Below are 18,553 nucleotides of genomic sequence, written 5' to 3'. Positions count from 1 at the left end.
AGTTTTGGAATGAACAAGGCTTGTGTCTTTAGAGGGCGTTTCCAATTCTAGATATATCACAACCTTCAATCTCATTAGGTTTATGAAATTCAGTTTTCGCTCAGGTATGTTTGCCGGTCAGGCCTCCTCCTTAATTAATCGGAAAGTAATCGGTCTTTTTTTCGTCTTGTCGGCCATGGTCTCGCTTACGAACGGTCAGGGGGTCGAAGGCTATTACCGCTTCCCGGCCTTGCATGAGGATACCTTGGTGTTCAGTGCGGAAGGAGACTTGTGGACCGTTCCGGTCAAAGGTGGATTGGCCAGGCGGCTGACTTCCCATCCCGGTGAAGAGCGAAATCCCCAAATTTCACCTGACGGCAAGACCTTGGCATTCACGGCAACCTATGAAGGGCCAATGGAAGTTTATACCATGCCGCTTGAAGGTGGCTTACCGATTCGAAGGACCTATCAGGCAGAAAGCTCTGTGGCTACCACTTGGACGCCGGACGGGAAACTGGTCTATACGACTCAACATTTCTCAACGCTTCCGAATCGCCAATTGGTAGCCATCGATACTGAAAGCAATGTGGAAAATCGGATTCCTTTGAGTCAGGCTTCCGAAGGAAACTACGATGACTCCGGAGAAACGCTCTTCTTTGTTCGACCTCCCTTTCATGGCAATGTTACCAAGCGTTACTCCGGTGGGACGGCCCGGCAAATATGGAGCTTTAAGGAAGGTGACGCGGAAGCCGTCAAGCTCACTACGGATCATGTTGGCGAGAGTCACCACCCTATGTGGTGGAAAGGGCGTGTGTATTTTGTAACCGATCGGGACGGCACCATGAACCTCTGGTCGATGAAAGAAAATGGAAGTGATTTGGAACAGCACACAGAGCACCTCGATTTTGATGTTCGGCAACCCTACCTCAATGAGGGGCGCATTGTCTATCACCGGGCAGGCGACCTATGGCTTTATGATGTTCGCTCCAAGCGAGATCAAATCATTCCCATTCGATTGGTAAGTGACCTGGATCAGCTCCGGGAAAACTGGGTCGAGAAACCAACTGACTATATAACCAACGCCGCGCTTCATCCCGAAGGGGAAAAGGTTGCGCTTACCGCTCGAGGAAGGGTCTTTGTGGTTCCGGTAAAAAGTGGCCGGTTGGTCCAAATTTCCAGAAAGCCTGGAGTCCGTTACCGGGATGCTGTCTTCTCAGCCGATGGAGAAAAGATCATCACTTTGTCCGATGAGTCTTCCGAATTTGAGTTTGTTGAATATCCAGCAGATGGTATCGGAGAAGCCAATACGCTGACAGACGATGGTGAGATACTGCGCTTCGAGGGAAAGCCTTCACCCGATGGCAAATGGTTGAGTTATTCTGATCTCAACAATCATCTGTGGTTACTGGAGATGGAAACGGGTGAGCAGAAGATCATCTCCACCAACAACCATGGTATCGATGGCATAAGCTGGTCTCCAGACAGCCAGTGGATTAGCTTTGTGCAATATAGCTATAATACCTTTCGTCAGATTCACTTGTATAGTCTGGCCGATGGTTCGGTTACGGAGCTTACATCCGATCGGGCCAACAGTTTTGATCCAGTCTGGCATCCGGATGGAGAGTGGTTGTATTTTCTTTCCGATCGAAACTTTAAGACCTTGGTGGGAAGTCCTTGGGGGCCTCGGCAGCCGGAGCCCTATTTCGATCGAAAGATGAAGCTCTTTCACCTGTCCTTGCAAAAGGGGCTGCGATCGCCCTTCCGTCCGGACGATGAACTCGTGAAGGTTGAAGAGGAGGATGAGGATGAAGAAGAAACTGAATCTAAGTCGGAGCAGTCAAAAGAGGAAGAGCAAGAGCAAGGCGAAGAGGAAGAACAAGACGAAGAAACCCTGATCGCGATCGATCTGGATGGTATCCAAAGGCGTGTTCAGGAAGTGCCCATTCCTGCGGGAAACTACGGTCAGCTTCATGGAAACGACAAAGCCCTGTTTTTTACGAAGTCGGATACAGGCATCGGTGCCAAGACTCACTTGATGGGTTTGGAGATTACGAACGAGAAGCCGAAACCGGAGCAGATCACTTCGGATATTCGGAATTTCCAGGTTTCCCAGGATGGGGAAAAGCTAGCCTTTCTAAAAGGTAACGATTTTTACGTGATCAATGCCACGCCGAAACCGGCTAGCAAGCTTGACGACTCTAAGTTAAATTTAAGCCAGTGGAGTTTTCCTATCAATGTGCGTGAGGATTGGCGGCAGATTTTTACCGATGCCTGGCGAATGGAACGTGATTATTTTTACGATCCTGGAATGCACGGAGTCGATTGGGATGCAATGCATGAAAAATATCTGCCTTTGGTAGATCGAGTAACTACCCGGGACGAGTTGTCAGACTTGATTGGGCGAATGGTGGGCGAGCTGTCTGCCTTACACACCAGTGTCCGTGGTGGAGATTTGCGTGACGGTCCGGATGATGTGGGAGTTCCAACCTTAGGTGGGCGACTCGTCAGAGATCCTGAGGCAGGGGGGTATCGAATCGACTACATTTACCAGGCTGATCCCGACTATCCCAATGAACGGTCGCCGTTAGATCACCCCGAGTTGGATATCGAAGTGGGAGATGTCATTGTGCAGGTTAATGGTGTGGATACACTCTCGGCCAGAGCGATTGGCGAGTTGTTGAGAAATCAGAACGGCAAACAGGTGAGACTGTCTGTGCGCAAATCTTCCGGTGAGGAACAGGATGCCATTGTTATACCCAAGAACAACGGCTATGGCCTGCGCTACGACGATTGGGAATACACGCGTCGTTTAAAAGTTGAAACATTGGGTGATGATAAAATTGGTTATGTTCACTTGCAGTCGATGGTGGCTAGCGATCTGGAGCAGTGGTACCGCGAATTTTATCCTATCTTTGATCGGCCGGCATTGATCGTGGATGTGCGGCACAATCGGGGAGGAAACATTGAAAGTTTTATTCTGGAAAAACTCATGCGTACCGCCTGGATGTATTGGAAAAATCGTGACACGGCTACTGAATGGAACATGCAGTATGCCTTTCGTGGTCACATCCTCGTTTTATGTAATGAGTTGACCGCTTCCGATGGCGAAGCCTTTGCTGAAGGATTCCAGCGATTGGAATTAGGGAAGGTGCTAGGGACTCGGACTTGGGGTGGCGAAATCTGGCTCCACTCAGGTAATAGACTATCTGACAATGGAATCGCTCGTGCTCCTATGATGGGTGTCTACGGCCCCGAAGGAAAGTGGCTGGTGGAACAAGTCGGTGTGATTCCGGATATCGAGCTTGATAATCTTCCGTATGCGACCTTTAACGGGCAAGATGCCCAGCTCGAGGCAGGGATCGAGTACCTGTTAAAAGAGTTGGAAAAGGATCCGCGTGAAGTGCCGGAAGCACCGGAGTTTCCTGATCTGTCTTTTGAGAATCGACCTGAAGCATTTAGGAAATGAAGCCAAGACGTATAGCAGCTACTTCTGCTCTTGCCATTCTGCATTTTACGAGTGCGGTTTTGGGTAACGAAGACCCTCGCAACAGCCAACGTGAGTGGCAGGTCTACAATGGGGACCTGAAGGGGACCAAATACTCCGAGCTCGATCAGATCAATCGGGGCAATGTGGACCAGCTCGAACTGGTGTGGCGCTACCGGGCGGATGATAAAGGGGAGACCCTGCGTTCCACTATCCAGTGCAATCCGATCGTCGTTGATGGAGTGATGTATCTAACCACACCTGGCCAAAAAGCGGTAGCGATTAACGCACTGATTGGTGAAGAGATCTGGCGATTCGACCCGCATGATGGAGATAAGGTGCTAGGTTACTCGCGTGGATTATTGTATTGGGAAGATGGGCCCGACAAACGGATCTATGTAGGAGCCAGTGACTACTACTATGCGCTCAATGCCGCGACGGGCGAACCGATCAAGAGCTTCGGGGTCGAGGGTCGTCTCGACATGCGAGAGCAGCTCGACACGGACGGTATTTTGCGTTCCTACTCTCCGAGGGCACCGGGTGTGGTCTACAAAGACATTCTCATTATCGGAGGTTCGGTGGGGGAAGGGCCTGCGCAAGCGGCCCCTGGTCACATCCGGGGTTTCGACATCCGCACCGGTGAACGGAAATGGATCTTTCACACCATTCCACATCCGGGTGAATACGGATACGAGACCTGGTCGCCTGATTCCTACAAACGAAACGGTGGAGCCAATGCCTGGTCGGGACTCACGCTCGATTCCGAGCGGGGTATCGTCTTTGCCGCTACCGGAGCGCCCAGCTACGACGGCTACGGCGGTGATCGGGTAGGGGACAACCTCTTTGCTAACTGTGTTCTGGCGCTCTATGCGGAAACGGGTGAACGCATCTGGCATTTTCAAATCACACATCATGATATCTGGGACTACGACTTACCCATGCCTCCGGTGCTTGTAACGGTTGAGAAAGATGGCCGACAGATTGATGCCGTGGCTCAGGCTACCAAGATTGCTTTATTGTTCGTCTTTGATCGGGAGACGGGGGAACCCATTTTCGAGGTGGAGGAGCGCCCTGTACCTCAATCGGAGATATGGGGCGAGGAAACCTCCCGCACGCAACCGTTTCCTACAAAGCCATTACCCTATGGGCGAATCGGTTTTGATTTGGAGGATGTCACAGATCTAACGCCGGAGTCACGCGCTTTTGTCTTAGACTTGCTCAAAGACTTTAAATATGGACCGCTCTACAAACCACCGGGTTTTGAGAAGACGATCCTCATGCCGCAATTTAACGGAGGTTCCGAGTGGCCAGGTCCTGGTTTTGATCCGGAAACTAATATTCTTTATATCAATGTGTCCAATGAAGCCGAATACACTTCCATGAAGAAGGCCACGGAGAAAGAAGAGATGCCGCTATGGGAGTTGGGAGAGGATATCTACCAGGGGATTTGTTCGAACTGTCATGGCTTGGATGACGCGGGGAAGATTCCTGGGATGGAGCTGCCCGCGTTACGGACCGTGAAGGAGCGTTTGTCCCGGGAAGAAGTTTACCAAGTGATCCAGGAAGGACGTGGCTCAATGCCTTCCTTTGCTCCCTTTCATGAGATAGAAAAACAAAGTATCCTGGCCTTCCTGTTTCGTGATCGCGATGAGGAGAAAATCAAAACCAGTGAGGTTGCTCTTACCTGGCGAAATAACATCCCTTACGTGATGAACGGACATAAGGATCTGCACGATCAAGAGGGCTATCCCATCAACAAGCGACCTTGGGGGCAGCTCCACGCCATTGACCTGAATACAGGTGATTTTGTCTGGTCCAAAACCCTGGGTACCTATCCCGCGCTCGAAGCCAAAGGGGTTGAAGATACCGGCACCTTTAACATTGGGGGTCCCATGGTGACTGCCGGAGGGCTGGTATTCATCGGCGCCACCAAGGACGAACGTTTCCGTGCGTTTGATAAAGCGACCGGAGAGATCTTGTGGACCTATCAACTGGATGCGGCCGGATATGCAACTCCTGCGACCTTCGAAATGGATGGACGGCAGTACGTAGTCATTGCCGGTGGGGGAGGAAGCAAGCTGCAGACGAAGCCTGGGGACAGCTACTACTGTTTCGCATTGCCTTGATTCTGGTGCCTGGACCGGATGGTTTTAAATGTGAGTTTAATTCTTTTGTTTGAGGGATGTTAGTTGAGTGAGTTGATGTCGCTGGTGATTGTTTTAGAACCATCCTTTGGCCAACATGCCGGATGTTCCTCTCTTATGGCTCAGTCACGCACCAACGTGCGCTCTATCGCCACTCGTTCGTCAATGCCGACATCTTGACTCAATCCCGACGCCAGAATCCAAGTCGTAGCTCGCGGACGGCTTATTAAGTAGGGACCAATTTCTATTCGGTCCGTATTAGAAGGATTGGGGGCAGGTCTTTCTTGAAAACTCTAGGGTCTCTGCACAGTTTATTCATGTGGTGCCTTTATTCTTATCCTTCATTTTCAGTGCCTTTAGTGTTTCTGTTCTACAGGGGAAGGACAATGACTCATTCAATACCGTGGCAGGCAGGTTTATTCTGCGCTGAATATGTGTAGGAGTGAATTACTTAAGTAGTGGCGTATAATAGTTTTAAAAATTAACCACGAATGGCCACAAATAGACACGAATTAGAATACAGAATTCGGGTATTTTTTGTCTTTGGTAATATTCGTGTCCATTCGTGGTTACCTTCTTCCTCAATTTCTAAAGAAAGGAGGATCATTTCCCAGGCGTTGACATTCATCGTGCGTCGGATGGAATGAGAGCTCTTAATGGAGTCACCGATTCGATTGTATTGTGTACCGAAAAACTATTTCAACTCTTCCCCATATCTGCTTTAAGTAGTCGCTCTTACTTGTTCGCATGAAATTCTCACCGGCTGTATTTGGTTACTTGCTCAATACTCGGACTCAGCGTCGCAACCTGATGATACTGGTTCGGCTCTTGATTGTTCTTCTACTACTTATTTCCACCTACAGCGTATTGTTTCATATGTTGATGGCCAGGGAGGGACAGGAGTATTCCTGGGCAACTGGCTTTTACTGGACCTTGACTGTGATGTCTACTTTGGGCTTCGGAGACATCACGTTTCATACCGACCTTGGACGGATTTTCTCTATGGTGGTTTTAGGGACCGGGATGGTGTTCCTATTGGTGCTGTTGCCTTTTACTTTTATCGAATTCTTTTACGCACCCTGGATGCAGGCCCAACAGGAGGCTGCAACGCCGAGAAAGCTTCCTGAGGATACGAAGGGGCATGTAGTACTTACTCAGTGGGATAGTGTTTCGGCCAATTTGATTAAGAAACTGCCTACCTATGGCTACGAATACGTGGTCATGATTCCTACCTTGGAAGAAGCTCGGGAGTTAACCGAGTTGGGAATCCGGGTAGTGCTGGGAGATTTGGACGATCCTGCTACCTATGAGGCGGTTCGTTTGAAGAATGCTGCAGTGCTTGCGGCAACCGGGTCCGATACCTCCAATACCAATGCAACTTTCACGGCTAGAGAAATTGCTCCTGAAGTGCGGATCATTTCGACCGTTTCACGAGAGTCAGCCAAAGAAGTCCTTCAGCTCTCCGGCGTGGATCAAGTGATTCATCTGCCCGAGATGATGGGCCAATCCTTAGCCCGTCGGTGTAGTTCTGGGGATCATGTGGCCAATTTGTTAGGTCAATTTGATGAACTGGCTGTGGCAGAAGCGCCAATCAATCGAACAGAACTGGTGGGGCAGACCTTGGCTGAGAGTCAATTGCGTGCTCTGACTGGAGTCGGTGCTATTGGTGTTTGGGAACGGGGGAGTTTTCAGCCTGCTTTAGCTCACACACGGATGACGGAAAACACCGTACTTGTGTTAGCTGGAACACCCCAACACATCTCTGCCTTCAATCAGCTCTTTTCACGGCCGGTCAGCTCAGCTCCGATTGTGATCATTGGTGGTGGTAGAGTGGGTCGATCAGCGGGTCGGTCTCTTGCTGCTCGTGGTGTGGACTATCGTATCATTGAGCGCTTGCCTGAGCGAATCCGGGATCCGGAGAACTATGTCAGTGGCGATGCCTTTAAGCGCAAGACGCTGGAGGAAGCAGGCATCCTGAAAGCTCCGGCTGTGATCCTTACGACTCACGATGACGATACCAATGTTTACTTGGCCATTTTTATTCGTCGGATTCGGCCGGATATCCAGATGATCGCTCGGGCGAATCTGGAGCGGAATATTTCAAACCTTCATCGTGCAGGAGCCGATTTCGTTATGTCCTACGCTGGCATGGGTGCAGGTGCCGTGCTCAATGTATTGCGTGATGATCGACTACTCACAGTGGCGGAAGGGTTAGGCCTGTTTAAGGTGCACCTGCCAGATGAATTTGTTGGTAAATCGTTGCTCGATTGCAATGTGCGTCAGGAGACTGGATGCAGCGTCGTAGGCGTGAGGCGTCAGGATGTCACCGTTGTGAATCCGCAGCCCGAATCCGTATTTCAGGAAGGGGATGAGCTGGTCGTGATTGGTACGGTCGATTCCGAAAACAAATTTCTCGAACGATACCCACCGCGGGTGAATGGGAAGAAGCAAACCTAAAGCTCTACTCTTACCCCTGACGACATGGTCCACGGTAAGTGACGAAATCCTGCTGGTCGACTGCTATCACCTTCGTAGCGATCGTAGTAGGGTTCGTTGGTCAAATTTTGAACATCGGCAAATAGTCGCACATTCTTTCTCAGCTGATAGGTTAAGCTGAGGTCGATTTGTCCATTCTCCAAGTAATAAAGATCTTCGTCGGGATTGCCCGCAATTCGGCTGGGAACGAGGTCTTCGTAAGCGTAACGCACTTGGGCAAAGAATTTCTCGTTTTGGTAGGAGAGTGTCAGCTTGAGCTCATTGTCCGGCATGCGGGTGAGAGGCAGTGTTTCACCGGGGCGTGCTGGGTACTCGATCTCCGATTTCTGTTTCGTGTAGTTGGCATTCAATGACAATCCCTCAGGTAGATGGAATGTGTCGAGAGGTTGACGCCAGGTGAATGTTGCTCCCTGAATATCGGCAGAGGCACTGTTCTCATAGCTTTCGAGTTCAAACCCCTGATAGATCCCACTACTCAGGATTTGTTTCTGGCTAAAGACAAAGTCCTCTACAGAACGGTTAAACAACTCCACTGAAAGAAGTGCGTGGCTCGGTAACTCAACGTCCACTGACAAGTCGTAGTTCGTATAAACGGTCGGTTTGAGATCGGGATTGCCTTCCTCGATTTCCATCTCTTCCAGATTCACACGACGGTAGGGAACGATGTAGGTGTAAGCCGGGCGATCGATCGTTTGTGTGTATGAGCCAATCAAGGTGATGGTATCACTCCAATTATATCGGAAGTGAGCGTTAGGAAACAGGTTATCATAGTTGGACGTTCCAGGAATGGAGTTGGTACCCACGTAAACGGTTTCACCCAGATCGTTTTGGTCCAGAAGCACTTCGTTGCCTACGAAATCGATGCTCGTTTCTTCACTCCTAACTCCAAGAATGGCACGCCAGTTTCCTAGCTCCATATTGATCATGCCGTAGATTCCGTCTACGGTCTCGTTCACCGTGTAATTGTTCGGATCACTGTTTTCGCGAGTGCGGCGTTCGTTGAGGGTAAAGCTATCGATGTTGTCCTCAAAGAAAGCTTGGGCATCTTCGCCGTCAGCTATGTTTTCTAAAACATAACGACCATCGAGCAAATCGGGAAATCTCAGATCGGAAGGCACATCCGCTATCGTAAATGAACCGTCGTAGTCATCGTAAATATCATACTGCGTGATACGACTATAGTCCCTCACTCTGGATTTATAGCCGAGCTTGATAAACGCATTACGTTTCTCGAACAGATCGTCCCACTTGATATTGATAGCGCTGATGGTGTCAGATTCATCTCCGAGATAGTAGCGATCTACCAAATCTTCGAATTCATATCTCGACAGGTCATTCAGGTCGCTATCGTTGGTCACCGTGGTGGTCGGGAACTTGGGGTCGAATAGGTCGTAGCGCAAATCAACGTCATCTTGGACGAAGTCTGCGGTAAAGTAATTGAGGTATTCGATCTCGTCATCCTTGTAGGTGAGTTTAAAATCTACTATCAAGTTGTTTTTCTCGTAGGTTCCACCCAGGGTGGATTCGACTTCGTCGCTTCTTGTGTCGTAACGCCAGATTGAATTTCGAACATCAGCCGATTCTGCATTGGCTCCTAGCTCGTCGACCTGAAGGTAATCGCCCCGAAAGAAACGAAACTTGTTTACATTGTAAGCCGTGTGATAGTCCGTGGACTCGGCTGTGTTTCGAAGGTAGAGGTCTATGGAATCGCTCAATTTATAATCCAATGCTACACTGTATTCGAATTCTTTGGTTGTTCGCTGAAAGGTTCCGATGCCGGTATCTCGGAGGACAAATTCCTTCTCTCCTTCAACCTCCTTCGACTGCCAGTCCTGGTAGAGGGTATTATTAAAGTAGGGAGAATCTCGGTATGTTACCGATGCACGTGCGCCTAATGTGCGGGCTTTATTTATAGGCCCACTAAAAGAGAGTTTTCCTCGATATCCTTTGGCGGAATCCAAAGAGTCATAATACAAAGATCCTTCTACTGAAGTTGCTCGGCGTGATTGCGCGTAAGAGGGGCGGGTCTTCAAGCTGATGGATCCACCGCGTGAGTCTGCGTCGATATCGGGAGTGACGGCCTTCATCACTTCAACCGATTCCACATCTTCTGCCTCTAGGCTGGAAAGGGATACCCCGGAACTTTCACCATCGATGGTGACGTTCGCAAAATTGAGATCCGGGCGGCGTTTTACAGCCTCCGCTACCGAGGAGTCGTCTACCAGCTTTACCTCATCTTTTTGACTGACGATATTGTCGTCGGTGTGGGTTTCTGACTCGGTCGTTTCCTCTTCGTCGTTTTTCGCTGCTTCTTTGGCCGCATAGGAAGCCGAAGCGAGGAGGAATAGGCCCAGGCAAAACGACACCATGGCAAAGCGCAGGCGAGCAATTATTCGAGTGCCTGATTTGGTAATACAGGGGAATTCCGCAAGGTTAGTCATTTAAGACTTAGAGGATAAGTTTGATAGGACGGACACCAACTACAAGCTAAACCCTTTTGCGGGCAAACTTATTATTTACCAGATTGTCTTCCTGTAAACCCTTCGGGCCATTTTCTTAGCAAGAATTTGATGGACCTTGCCAAGACCTTAACGCCTTGGGAACGCTATTCCCCAGCTTGGCAAAAGGAGCTGAAATATGTTATTTGTAGCCACGGTCGTGAGTCCGTGGATGAGAAGGTCCCTTAAACCTAATGCGGTAACGCAAACGCGACAAACTGGTCCCCAGTCGGAGAGCCTCGACCACCGCCGCAGGCGATGAGGACGTATTGTTTCCCATCGATCATGTAGGTGGATGGTGTGGCGTAGCCGCCGAAGGGTAACTTCGTGCGCCACAGCTCATCACCTGTCTTCATATCATAAGCGCGCATATGATTATCGAGGCTGGCCGCGATAAACATGACGCCACTGGCCGTGACAATGGGACCTCCATAGCTCACTCGTCCAGTGGCTGGAATTCCTTTCTCAATGAGTTCAGGATATTCACCAAACGGTATTTGCCAGAGGTATTCGCCGGTGTTGAGGTCCAGCGCATTTAAATTTCCCCAAGGTGGTTTGATAGCCGGGTAGCCGTTGGTTTCCGTCCAGATGTTATTACCGGTGTGAATGTATTTCACGTTATTCGGCTGTGGTGTGTCGTTTGCATCCTCAGCGTGTTGACCTGTCTGCCCGGGTGAAGCAATAAACGAGATCACATCGAAAACATCCTTTCCTGAAAAATGGCGAAAGCCCGGCATGGTCGTTCCACCGAATTGGATGACTTGGGCGATGGCTCCTCGATCCATGCGATCTTCGATGCCGATCAAGGTAGGCACTACCTGTCCAAACGCCGTTCCTCCGCTCAAATCTTCTCCGTGACAAACTATACAATTTTGTTTGTAGAGGGCCTCACCAGGTGAGCCGCTGGATGTGGCATCGATCATCGTCAGGATGGCTGAGCTCTCGTTGGAGTTGAAATAAAGAATGCCATTCTCATCAGCCGCCGCACCTCCCCATTCAGCGCCTCCGATCATTCCGGGATGAACGATGGTATCCTTATGTAGGCTTCCTGGTGTCCAGGGCACATGAGGATCCATCGTGGAATACTTGGCCAAAATCTCTGCCTTTGTTTCAGGGGTGACATCGTTTAATTGATCTGGGGAAAGGACCTCGCGAACGAATGGGGCGGGCTTGGTGGGTCGTGGTTGAGTCTTCGAAGCGATCTCACCAGGCATGGTTGAGGCTGGAACGGGAATCTCCTCGATTTCAAATAGAGGTTCGCCCGTGACTCGATTGAAGAGAAACACGTAGCCTTGCTTGGTCAGTTGAGCAACGGCCGGGATCTCTTTGCCGTTTTGATTTACGGTTAAAAGGTTGGGAGGAATTGGTAGGTCGTAATCAAACAGATCGTGATGAACGGTTTGATAATGCCAAACGCGTTCCCCGGTCTTGGCATTGAGACAGATCAGAGAATTGGCGAAGAGGTTGTCACCCAATCGATCGCCTCCGTAGTAATCAAAGGTGGCCGAACCGGTCGGGCAATAAACTAAGCCGCGCTTCTCGTCGACGGCCATACCCGCCCATGTATTGGCTCCACCAAATTCTTTATAAGCCTCCTTGGGCCAGGTTTCGTAACCATACTCCCCAGGTTGGGGTATGGTGTTGAAACGCCAAACTTGTTCGCCGGTTTTAACGTTGAACGCGCGGATGTGTCCAGGTGCTGCCGGCAGCGATTCCGAAACCGAAGAGCCCATGATGATCAGGTCCTGGTAAATAATTCCGGGTGATCGTGTAATGTAGCGTAGCTGGTCGATATTACGACCGAGTCCTTTTTTAAGATCGATATGACCTTGGTTGCCAAATCCCTCAATGAAAGTTCCATCATCTGGATTGATGGCCAGAAGGTAGTTGGCGATTCCAAGAAGAATGCGATCACCTTCCGGGCCAGACCAGTAAGCCATGCCTCGAGTGCCCCCTGTGGATTCGATGGGTGAAGGGAGGGATTTACTGATCTCCTCAAATGGATTGATCTTCCAAATGGGTTCCCCCGTTTTGCCGTCTAATGCATAGAGATTAAAGGTCGCACTGGTCAGGTATACGGTTCCGTTGATGACCAACGGATTACATTGCATGTTGGTGAATCCATCTGGTTCGACCCCTTGTGCATCGAAGGTCCAGGCGATCTCCAGTTGATCTACATTTTTAGGCGTGATTTGATTTACCTCAGAAGATTGACTGGAAGCGCTGTCTCCCAGGTAGACCGGCCAGTCGGCATTCTTTTCCTCTTTGGTACAGGCAGTGGTTATCAGAACTATTGTCAGTCCTAGAATGGCAGACGGTATTAAAAAGGATTTTTGAAGCATGGAGCTGAAACTTATTCATGTAGATGCTCGTAGATGGTGTTTCCATGAAGGACATTGACTCTACTTCCGGCAAGAATGAACCTCGAAGTCATGAGCTCTTTCTGTTTTCCCCGAATGTCTGTAGTCACCATAAGCCTGTTCGCTTGTCTTTTGACTGCCTGCTCTAAGCAATCACTTAGTGATCTCATAGCTCCTGGAGCAGCAGTGGAAATCGTGGCTGAAGGCTTCGTCTTTACCGAGGGTCCGGTTTGGGATGGCAGCGGTCTGTTGTTTTCGGATGTGCGTGTAAACAAGATCATGCGCTATACCGAGGATGGGGACGTTTCCCTATACATCGATGACATCGGCACCAACGGACTCTACTTTGATAACGGAGGCTTGTTGATTGTCTGTGGGAACCTGCTGGATCGACAGCTGTATCGTATCTCTGAGAACGGCGCACGAACCGTCCTGGTTGATAAAGTGGATGGAAAGCGGCTGAACGCTCCCAACGATTGTTGGGTGGATCCGGCTGGTGGTATTTATTTTACCGATCCGCGCTATCGCACCCGTGAGGTGATGGAGTTAGATGTGGAGATCCTCTACTACCTAGGAGCTGATGGAGAACTCAGTGTGGCCGATCCTGACTACGAGCGGCCGAATGGGCTGATCGGTACCACCGATGGCAAGACGCTCTATGTCGCAGATTACGCCGGTGAATTTATCAATCGCTACGACATTGAGAGTCCCGGTGTGCTCACCAACAAAACCCGCTTTGCAGATGGCAGGTGTGATGGGATGACCTTGGACGTGCAGGGAAACCTTTACCTTACCCGAGATAAGGTGGTGGTTCATCGACCTGATGGATCTTTGCTTGGTGAGATCGATTTACCGGGCGAAGGAGGATCGACCAACGTCACCTTCGGCGGCCAAGGCCGCAAGACGCTCTACATCACCGGTGGTACTCGGTTGATGAAGCTCGACATGCAGGTGGCGGGTATTGCGCGGTAGAGCAACTGTAGGAGCGGGTTGACCCCGCGATCTTCTCAACGACTTTCTCTCGAATTTGGATATTCAACTCACAGTAAATTCTGTTGTTTATTGAACGAATCTGAATCTTCAGTGCGATCGCGGCGTAAAGCCGCTCCTACAATTTAAATCAGTAATCGATAGATTCAAAGAGGTAGGGCGCTATCGCCGAGAGCGCCGATGCTCGTACTCATACTGTACGGCTCGTGTTGGTGTCGTCACTATGCTTCTCGAAACGGTGATCGAGCTTTACAGAAAGTCGTGGAGTGGGGGCTCTGTTTGCCTTCCAAACTATGGCTGAAGTCAAGGCAGGGGGCTCTTGTTATTATGGGCGTTGACTATCTGTCTATGACTTTGAAACTTCGATCTAATGAAAGCCGGACAAATTGTTGCTCAACGTAAAATAGAAATTGTCGACGTGCCGATGCCCGAAATGGAGGACGAGCAAGTGCGCTTTAAAGTTGAGCACGCCTGTCTTTGTGGTTCCGACTCGCCGATGTTTAACTACGACTTCAATGAACGGAGAGCTGCCAAATATTTGACGAACGATATCTATATCGATTACGAGAAAGAATCTTTGTACCCTTTGCCCCCGGGACTTTCTCTACACGAGTGTGTGGGTACCGTTACTGAGAGTACGTCTGAGAAATATAAGGTAGGGGATTTTGTGCTCGGTGTTCCGATCATGCAATACGGGTTCTTCGAATACCTCACCTTGCCGGAGGATCGGATTTATCCGATGCCACGCGGTCCTGTATCCAATCAGGAAATACTCATGAGTCAGCCACTGGGAACGATTCTATTTGGATTTCGCAAGTTGCCTGAGATTCGTGACAAGAACGTAGTGGTCATTGGCCAGGGGCCCATGGGCGTTTTGATGAACGCTGCTTTAAAATTGAGAGGGGCTGCGCAAATCATTGGTATCGATAAATACGATTATCGCTTGAGAGTGGGGGAGCAAATGGGTTCGACCGGAGATATCAATAATTCAGAACGGGACCCAAAATCCATCGTCGAAACGCTTACCGATGGTGAGGGTGCCGATATCGTTATTGAAGTGGCTGGGCATCATGAGTTGGCGATCGAGCTGGCGATTGACCTGGTGCGACATGATGGGCACGTGATGCAGTTTGGTGTGACCGATATCGATCACGTGGATCAATTTCCGCTCGGCAAGTTCTTCTACAAAAACGTCACGCTTCACAATTCAGTCGGTGCTTTTTACGAGAAAGATTTTGTGGAAGCCTCACGATTGATTGCTGAAGGGATCATTGATGTGAAGGCCCTGCTTACGCACACGTTCAAACTGGATCAGGCGCAAGAAGCTTTTGAGACCTTTGTAGATCGAGCTGACGGTGCGATCAAGGTGTTGTTGGATTTTTCGTAGAGGCTGAAATCGGCACCAAGGTGCTCTCCTACAGAAGCATTTCGAAGCGCAGCGGAAGGAGAGGAGCTGTTATTCTGCGATTCGCTTGTTGAGGTGTCTTCACTTCGTTCATCGGTAGCTCCCGATTTGTGTGGGCTTTTGGCGAAATTCTTTTGGGCTTGAATTACGGTCAAGTGATCGCGGAATTGGTTCCAGTCCATTTGCCTGCTAAAGCTTTTAGCCATACTTCTAAAAATCTCCTGTTACCCAGTTCTCAAAAACTATGACCACTGAGCAAATCATCGATTTGACCGTCGTTGCTGCCTACCTGATTGCCGTAACGATTTTGGGCCTCTATGTTGGCCGCAAGAAGTCGGGCTCCACGGAAGACTATTTTTTAGGTGGTCGAAAATTTACTTGGTTGCTGATTGGTTTCTCACTGTTTGCGACCAATATCCACATGGGTTTCTTTGTGGGTTGGACGGGCAAGGCGGTCCGATCCGGCTTCGCTGCCTTCAATCCGGAACTGTTGGGCGGCATCATGCTGACCATTTCGGCGTTGATCTTTATCCCGCTGTATCTGCGGAGTAAGATCTATACGGTTCCTCAGTTTTTGGAGCTGCGTTTCAATAAAGCCTCCAAAGTCATCTTCGGGGGAATCTATGTTATTCAGTCGGTACTCTACAGCCCGATAGCCATCTACACAGCTGCCTTGGGGGTGCTTAGTTTATTTGGCTGGGAGGTGAATGCACAGAACGTGATCATCTGTGGTATCGTCATACTGTGCACGGTCGGACTCTACGCCGTTCTTGGTGGGCTGACCTCGGTAGTAGTGACCGACATGGTCCAAGTGGTTATCATGATTGGTGGAGGGACGCTGGTGGCTTTCATCGGGTTGTAGAAGGTCGGTGGATTTGGACCAATCCTGGAAGCACTGCCCAATAACTTTGAGCTGCTTCGACCGCATAGTGACAAGGAGTTTCCCTGGAGCGCTGTATTGACGGGACAACTACTGCACTCAGCTTTTTACGCCTTTACGTCGATTCAAATTCTGCAACGCGTCTTGGCTGCCAAGGATCTACACAATGCCCAATGCGGCATGCTGCTAGGGGCTTACTTGAAATTGTTTGGCGTTTTTTTATTTTTGATCCCCGGTCTGGTGGCAGCCGTGCTTTATTCCGGTGTTGAAAATACCGACACCCTTTATACGACGATGGTGAAAGACTTCCTCCCGGTGGGATCGTCGGGGCTTGTGCTTGCCGGGATGATCGCGGCCATGATGTCCAGCCAGGATTCCGGTATCAACGCTCAGGCAAGTGTGGTGGCCCTAGATATCTATCCACTGGTTCGTCCGAATGCTACTCAGACAGAAGCAGTAACCGTCGGTAAAACCTTTGCCGCCTGTAATATGATCTGGGGAGTGATCGCTGCTCCGATCTTTATGAACCTGGAGACCGGCCTCTTCGACTTGGCTATGACCGTGGTGAGTTTCATGGTCATCCCATCGGGCACGGTGTTTCTCTTTGGCCGATTCAATCGACGTCTGAAGGGGAAGGGTGCAGTCGTGACCCTCTTCCTCGGTATGCTCATCGGTACCTATTATGTAGCATGCAAGAATTTCCCGGTCCTGCACGACTTCATGTTACCTGCATTCCGCGGCATGCATTTCTATCACGTCTTCCCTATCGTCTTTGTCTTCCTGATTATCGTGCTCTTTGCAGTCAGCTACGTCACTGAGCCTCCTCCTGCAGAAAAACTCCAGTGCATCGCGCCGATTGAGCCTCAGCTGGAAGAAGGACCCCCACGCCCCTGGTACAAAACCTTTAAGTTCTGGTGGGGCCTCTATATCGTGATCTTCATTGGGTTTTATCTGATCTTTTAAGCCTGATTATAAAACTATATCCAATGGCACTTCTATCTAGATAGTTCTCTCGGAATATTTTGTGCTTTTAATGCCAGGAAAAATCTAAGCTCTTGGCCTGCAAAAAAAGCAAATCACTCTTGTTTCTGCTGTAAGTCAGTCCGTTGTTTATTTCAATTGCGTTCTGCTGATAATTCGGCATCCATCCTATTCCGGATGTGCTAATAAAATCTTTGTGCTAAATCGAACTATCCAACAAATCCTATGCAAAACAATGAAACATCTATTCCCAGGCATCCCTGTAAGAAAAAGCTGGGGTTCCTGGATCGTTTCCTAACGGCCTGGATCTTTTTGGCTATGGCCCTGGGGGTAGCCATCGGTGCCCTGTGGGATGGTGCAGAGGCATTTCTCAATCAATTCCAGGTAGGAACGACCAATATTCCCATTGCTATGGGGCTGATATTGATGATGTACCCACCCCTGGCAAAGGTTCGGTATGAAGAGATGCACCGTGTTTTCCGGAACCTGAAAGTGCTTGGATTATCTCTCATTCAAAATTGGGTTATAGGCCCTGCTTTGATGTTCGGATTGGCCGTTTTGTTTCTCAAAGGTCATCCTGAATACATGACGGGGGTCATTCTAATTGGTCTCGCGCGCTGTATCGCCATGGTTATTGTCTGGAACGAGCTGGCGGAGGGTGATAATGAATATGCTGCCGGGTTGGTCGCTTTCAACAGCCTATTCCAGATCGTTTTCTTCAGTATCTATGCCTGGTTTTTTATTACTTACCTGCCGGGAGTATTCGGCCTGGAAGGCAGTGTGGTTGCTATTACGATGGCTGAGGTTGCCCAGAGTGTATTCATTTATTTGGGGATACCATTCTTTGGTGGAATGCTCACTCGATTCCTGGGAGTAAAGGCAAAAGGTCGGGAGTGGTATGAAACAGAATTTATACCCAGGATTAGTCCCATTACCCTTATTGCATTGCTCTTTACGATTGTCCTCATGTTCAGTTTTAAGGGTGATAAAATTGTCGAACTGCCTCTGGACGTACTTCTGATCGCAGTGCCGCTCACCATCTATTTTGCGGTCATGTTCGTAGTAAGTTTTTACATGGGAAAGTGGGTCGGTGCAGATTACAAGCAAAGCGTTACTCTCAGCTTCACTGCAGCCAGCAATAATTTTGAGCTGGCCATCGCAGTTGCCGTGGCGGTCTTCGGAATCGGAAGCGGTGCAGCATTTGCTGCTGTCATCGGACCCCTTGTGGAGGTTCCAGTTATGATAGCACTCGTGAGCCTGGCATTTTGGTTCAGACGACGACTTTTCATGAATGAAGCTACGATTCAGTCGTCCTAACACCCCAGCGGTTGTGACC

10 protein-coding genes are annotated in these 18,553 nt (G+C 49.6%); 8 read left to right on the top strand and 2 right to left on the bottom strand.

Features of this window, described 5'->3' with window-relative positions; all coding sequences use genetic code 11:
• Nucleotides 1-106: 106 nt before the first annotated feature.
• The 3 genes from GA003_16060 to GA003_16050 all read left to right on the top strand — a co-directional run bounded on the left by GA003_16060 (nt 107) and on the right by GA003_16050 (nt 8,064).
• Nucleotides 107-3,445: a PD40 domain-containing protein gene (locus GA003_16060; protein ID QXD30463.1), complete on the top strand. Its 3,339-nt coding sequence runs from the start codon at nt 107-109 to the stop codon at nt 3,443-3,445.
• Complete coding sequence (locus tag GA003_16055) at nt 3,442-5,589, top strand: PQQ-binding-like beta-propeller repeat protein (protein QXD27514.1); 2,148 nt, start codon at nt 3,442-3,444, stop codon at nt 5,587-5,589. Before GA003_16060 ends, GA003_16055 begins: the two co-directional genes overlap by 4 nt.
• A 765-nt stretch (nt 5,590-6,354) precedes the next feature.
• Entirely contained in the window at nt 6,355-8,064 is a 1,710-nt protein-coding gene (locus GA003_16050; protein ID QXD27513.1) for an NAD-binding protein, read from the top strand.
• Here GA003_16050 and GA003_16045 read toward each other — a convergent pair.
• Both GA003_16045 and GA003_16040 read right to left on the bottom strand, forming a co-directional pair.
• Complete coding sequence (locus tag GA003_16045) at nt 8,061-10,544, bottom strand: TonB-dependent receptor (protein ID QXD27512.1); 2,484 nt, start codon at nt 10,542-10,544, stop codon at nt 8,061-8,063. The genes GA003_16050 and GA003_16045 overlap by 4 nt on opposite strands.
• 248 nt (nt 10,545-10,792) lie before the next feature.
• Nucleotides 10,793-12,943 (bottom strand): PQQ-binding-like beta-propeller repeat protein, encoded by a 2,151-nt coding sequence (locus GA003_16040; GenBank protein QXD27511.1) that lies wholly within the window; start codon nt 12,941-12,943, stop codon nt 10,793-10,795.
• A gap of 114 nt (nt 12,944-13,057) precedes the next feature.
• Between GA003_16040 and GA003_16035 the strand changes: the two genes are divergently transcribed.
• From GA003_16035 to arsB, 5 genes are all read left to right on the top strand, one after another.
• Nucleotides 13,058-13,933: an SMP-30/gluconolactonase/LRE family protein gene (locus GA003_16035; GenBank protein ID QXD27510.1), complete on the top strand. Its 876-nt coding sequence runs from the start codon at nt 13,058-13,060 to the stop codon at nt 13,931-13,933.
• A gap of 388 nt (nt 13,934-14,321) precedes the next feature.
• The gene (locus GA003_16030) at nt 14,322-15,338 is read left to right on the top strand and encodes a zinc-binding dehydrogenase (protein QXD27509.1); all 1,017 of its coding nucleotides are present in this window, start codon (nt 14,322-14,324) and stop codon (nt 15,336-15,338) included.
• Nucleotides 15,339-15,600: 262 nt separating this feature from the next.
• Nucleotides 15,601-16,218: a hypothetical protein gene (locus GA003_16025; protein ID QXD27508.1), complete on the top strand. Its 618-nt coding sequence runs from the start codon at nt 15,601-15,603 to the stop codon at nt 16,216-16,218.
• Nucleotides 16,219-16,239: 21 nt separating this feature from the next.
• Nucleotides 16,240-17,199, top strand: a complete 960-nt coding sequence (locus GA003_16020; GenBank protein ID QXD30462.1) for a hypothetical protein — start codon at nt 16,240-16,242, stop codon at nt 17,197-17,199.
• A 243-nt stretch (nt 17,200-17,442) separates the two neighbouring features.
• A complete protein-coding gene (gene arsB, locus GA003_16015) occupies nt 17,443-18,534 on the top strand; it encodes an ACR3 family arsenite efflux transporter (GenBank protein QXD27507.1) in 1,092 nt (363 codons plus the stop codon).
• Nucleotides 18,535-18,553 lie beyond the last annotated feature (19 nt).

Source organism: Opitutia bacterium ISCC 52 (assembly GCA_014529675.2).
In the GTDB taxonomy this organism is placed as follows: Bacteria; Verrucomicrobiota; Verrucomicrobiia; order Opitutales; family UBA2995; genus UBA2995.
Note: the sequence above shows the minus strand (reverse complement) of the source record. Positions and strands in the feature narration are given on the sequence as shown.

Bases quoted from the DNA above. Each gene is read 5' to 3' on its own strand.
- GA003_16035 (QXD27510.1), top strand. From the start codon at position 13,058: ATGTCTGTAGTCACCATAAGCCTGTTCGCTTGTCTTTTGACTGCCTGC.
- GA003_16060 (QXD30463.1), top strand. From the start codon at position 107: ATGTTTGCCGGTCAGGCCTCCTCCTTAATTAATCGGAAAGTAATCGGT.
- GA003_16030 (QXD27509.1), top strand. From the start codon at position 14,322: ATGAAAGCCGGACAAATTGTTGCTCAACGTAAAATAGAAATTGTCGAC.
- arsB (QXD27507.1), top strand. From the start codon at position 17,443: ATGCAAAACAATGAAACATCTATTCCCAGGCATCCCTGTAAGAAAAAG.
- GA003_16040 (QXD27511.1), bottom strand. From the start codon at position 12,943: ATGCTTCAAAAATCCTTTTTAATACCGTCTGCCATTCTAGGACTGACA.
- GA003_16055 (QXD27514.1), top strand. From the start codon at position 3,442: ATGAAGCCAAGACGTATAGCAGCTACTTCTGCTCTTGCCATTCTGCAT.
- GA003_16025 (QXD27508.1), top strand. From the start codon at position 15,601: ATGACCACTGAGCAAATCATCGATTTGACCGTCGTTGCTGCCTACCTG.
- GA003_16050 (QXD27513.1), top strand. From the start codon at position 6,355: ATGAAATTCTCACCGGCTGTATTTGGTTACTTGCTCAATACTCGGACT.
- GA003_16045 (QXD27512.1), bottom strand. From the start codon at position 10,544: ATGACTAACCTTGCGGAATTCCCCTGTATTACCAAATCAGGCACTCGA.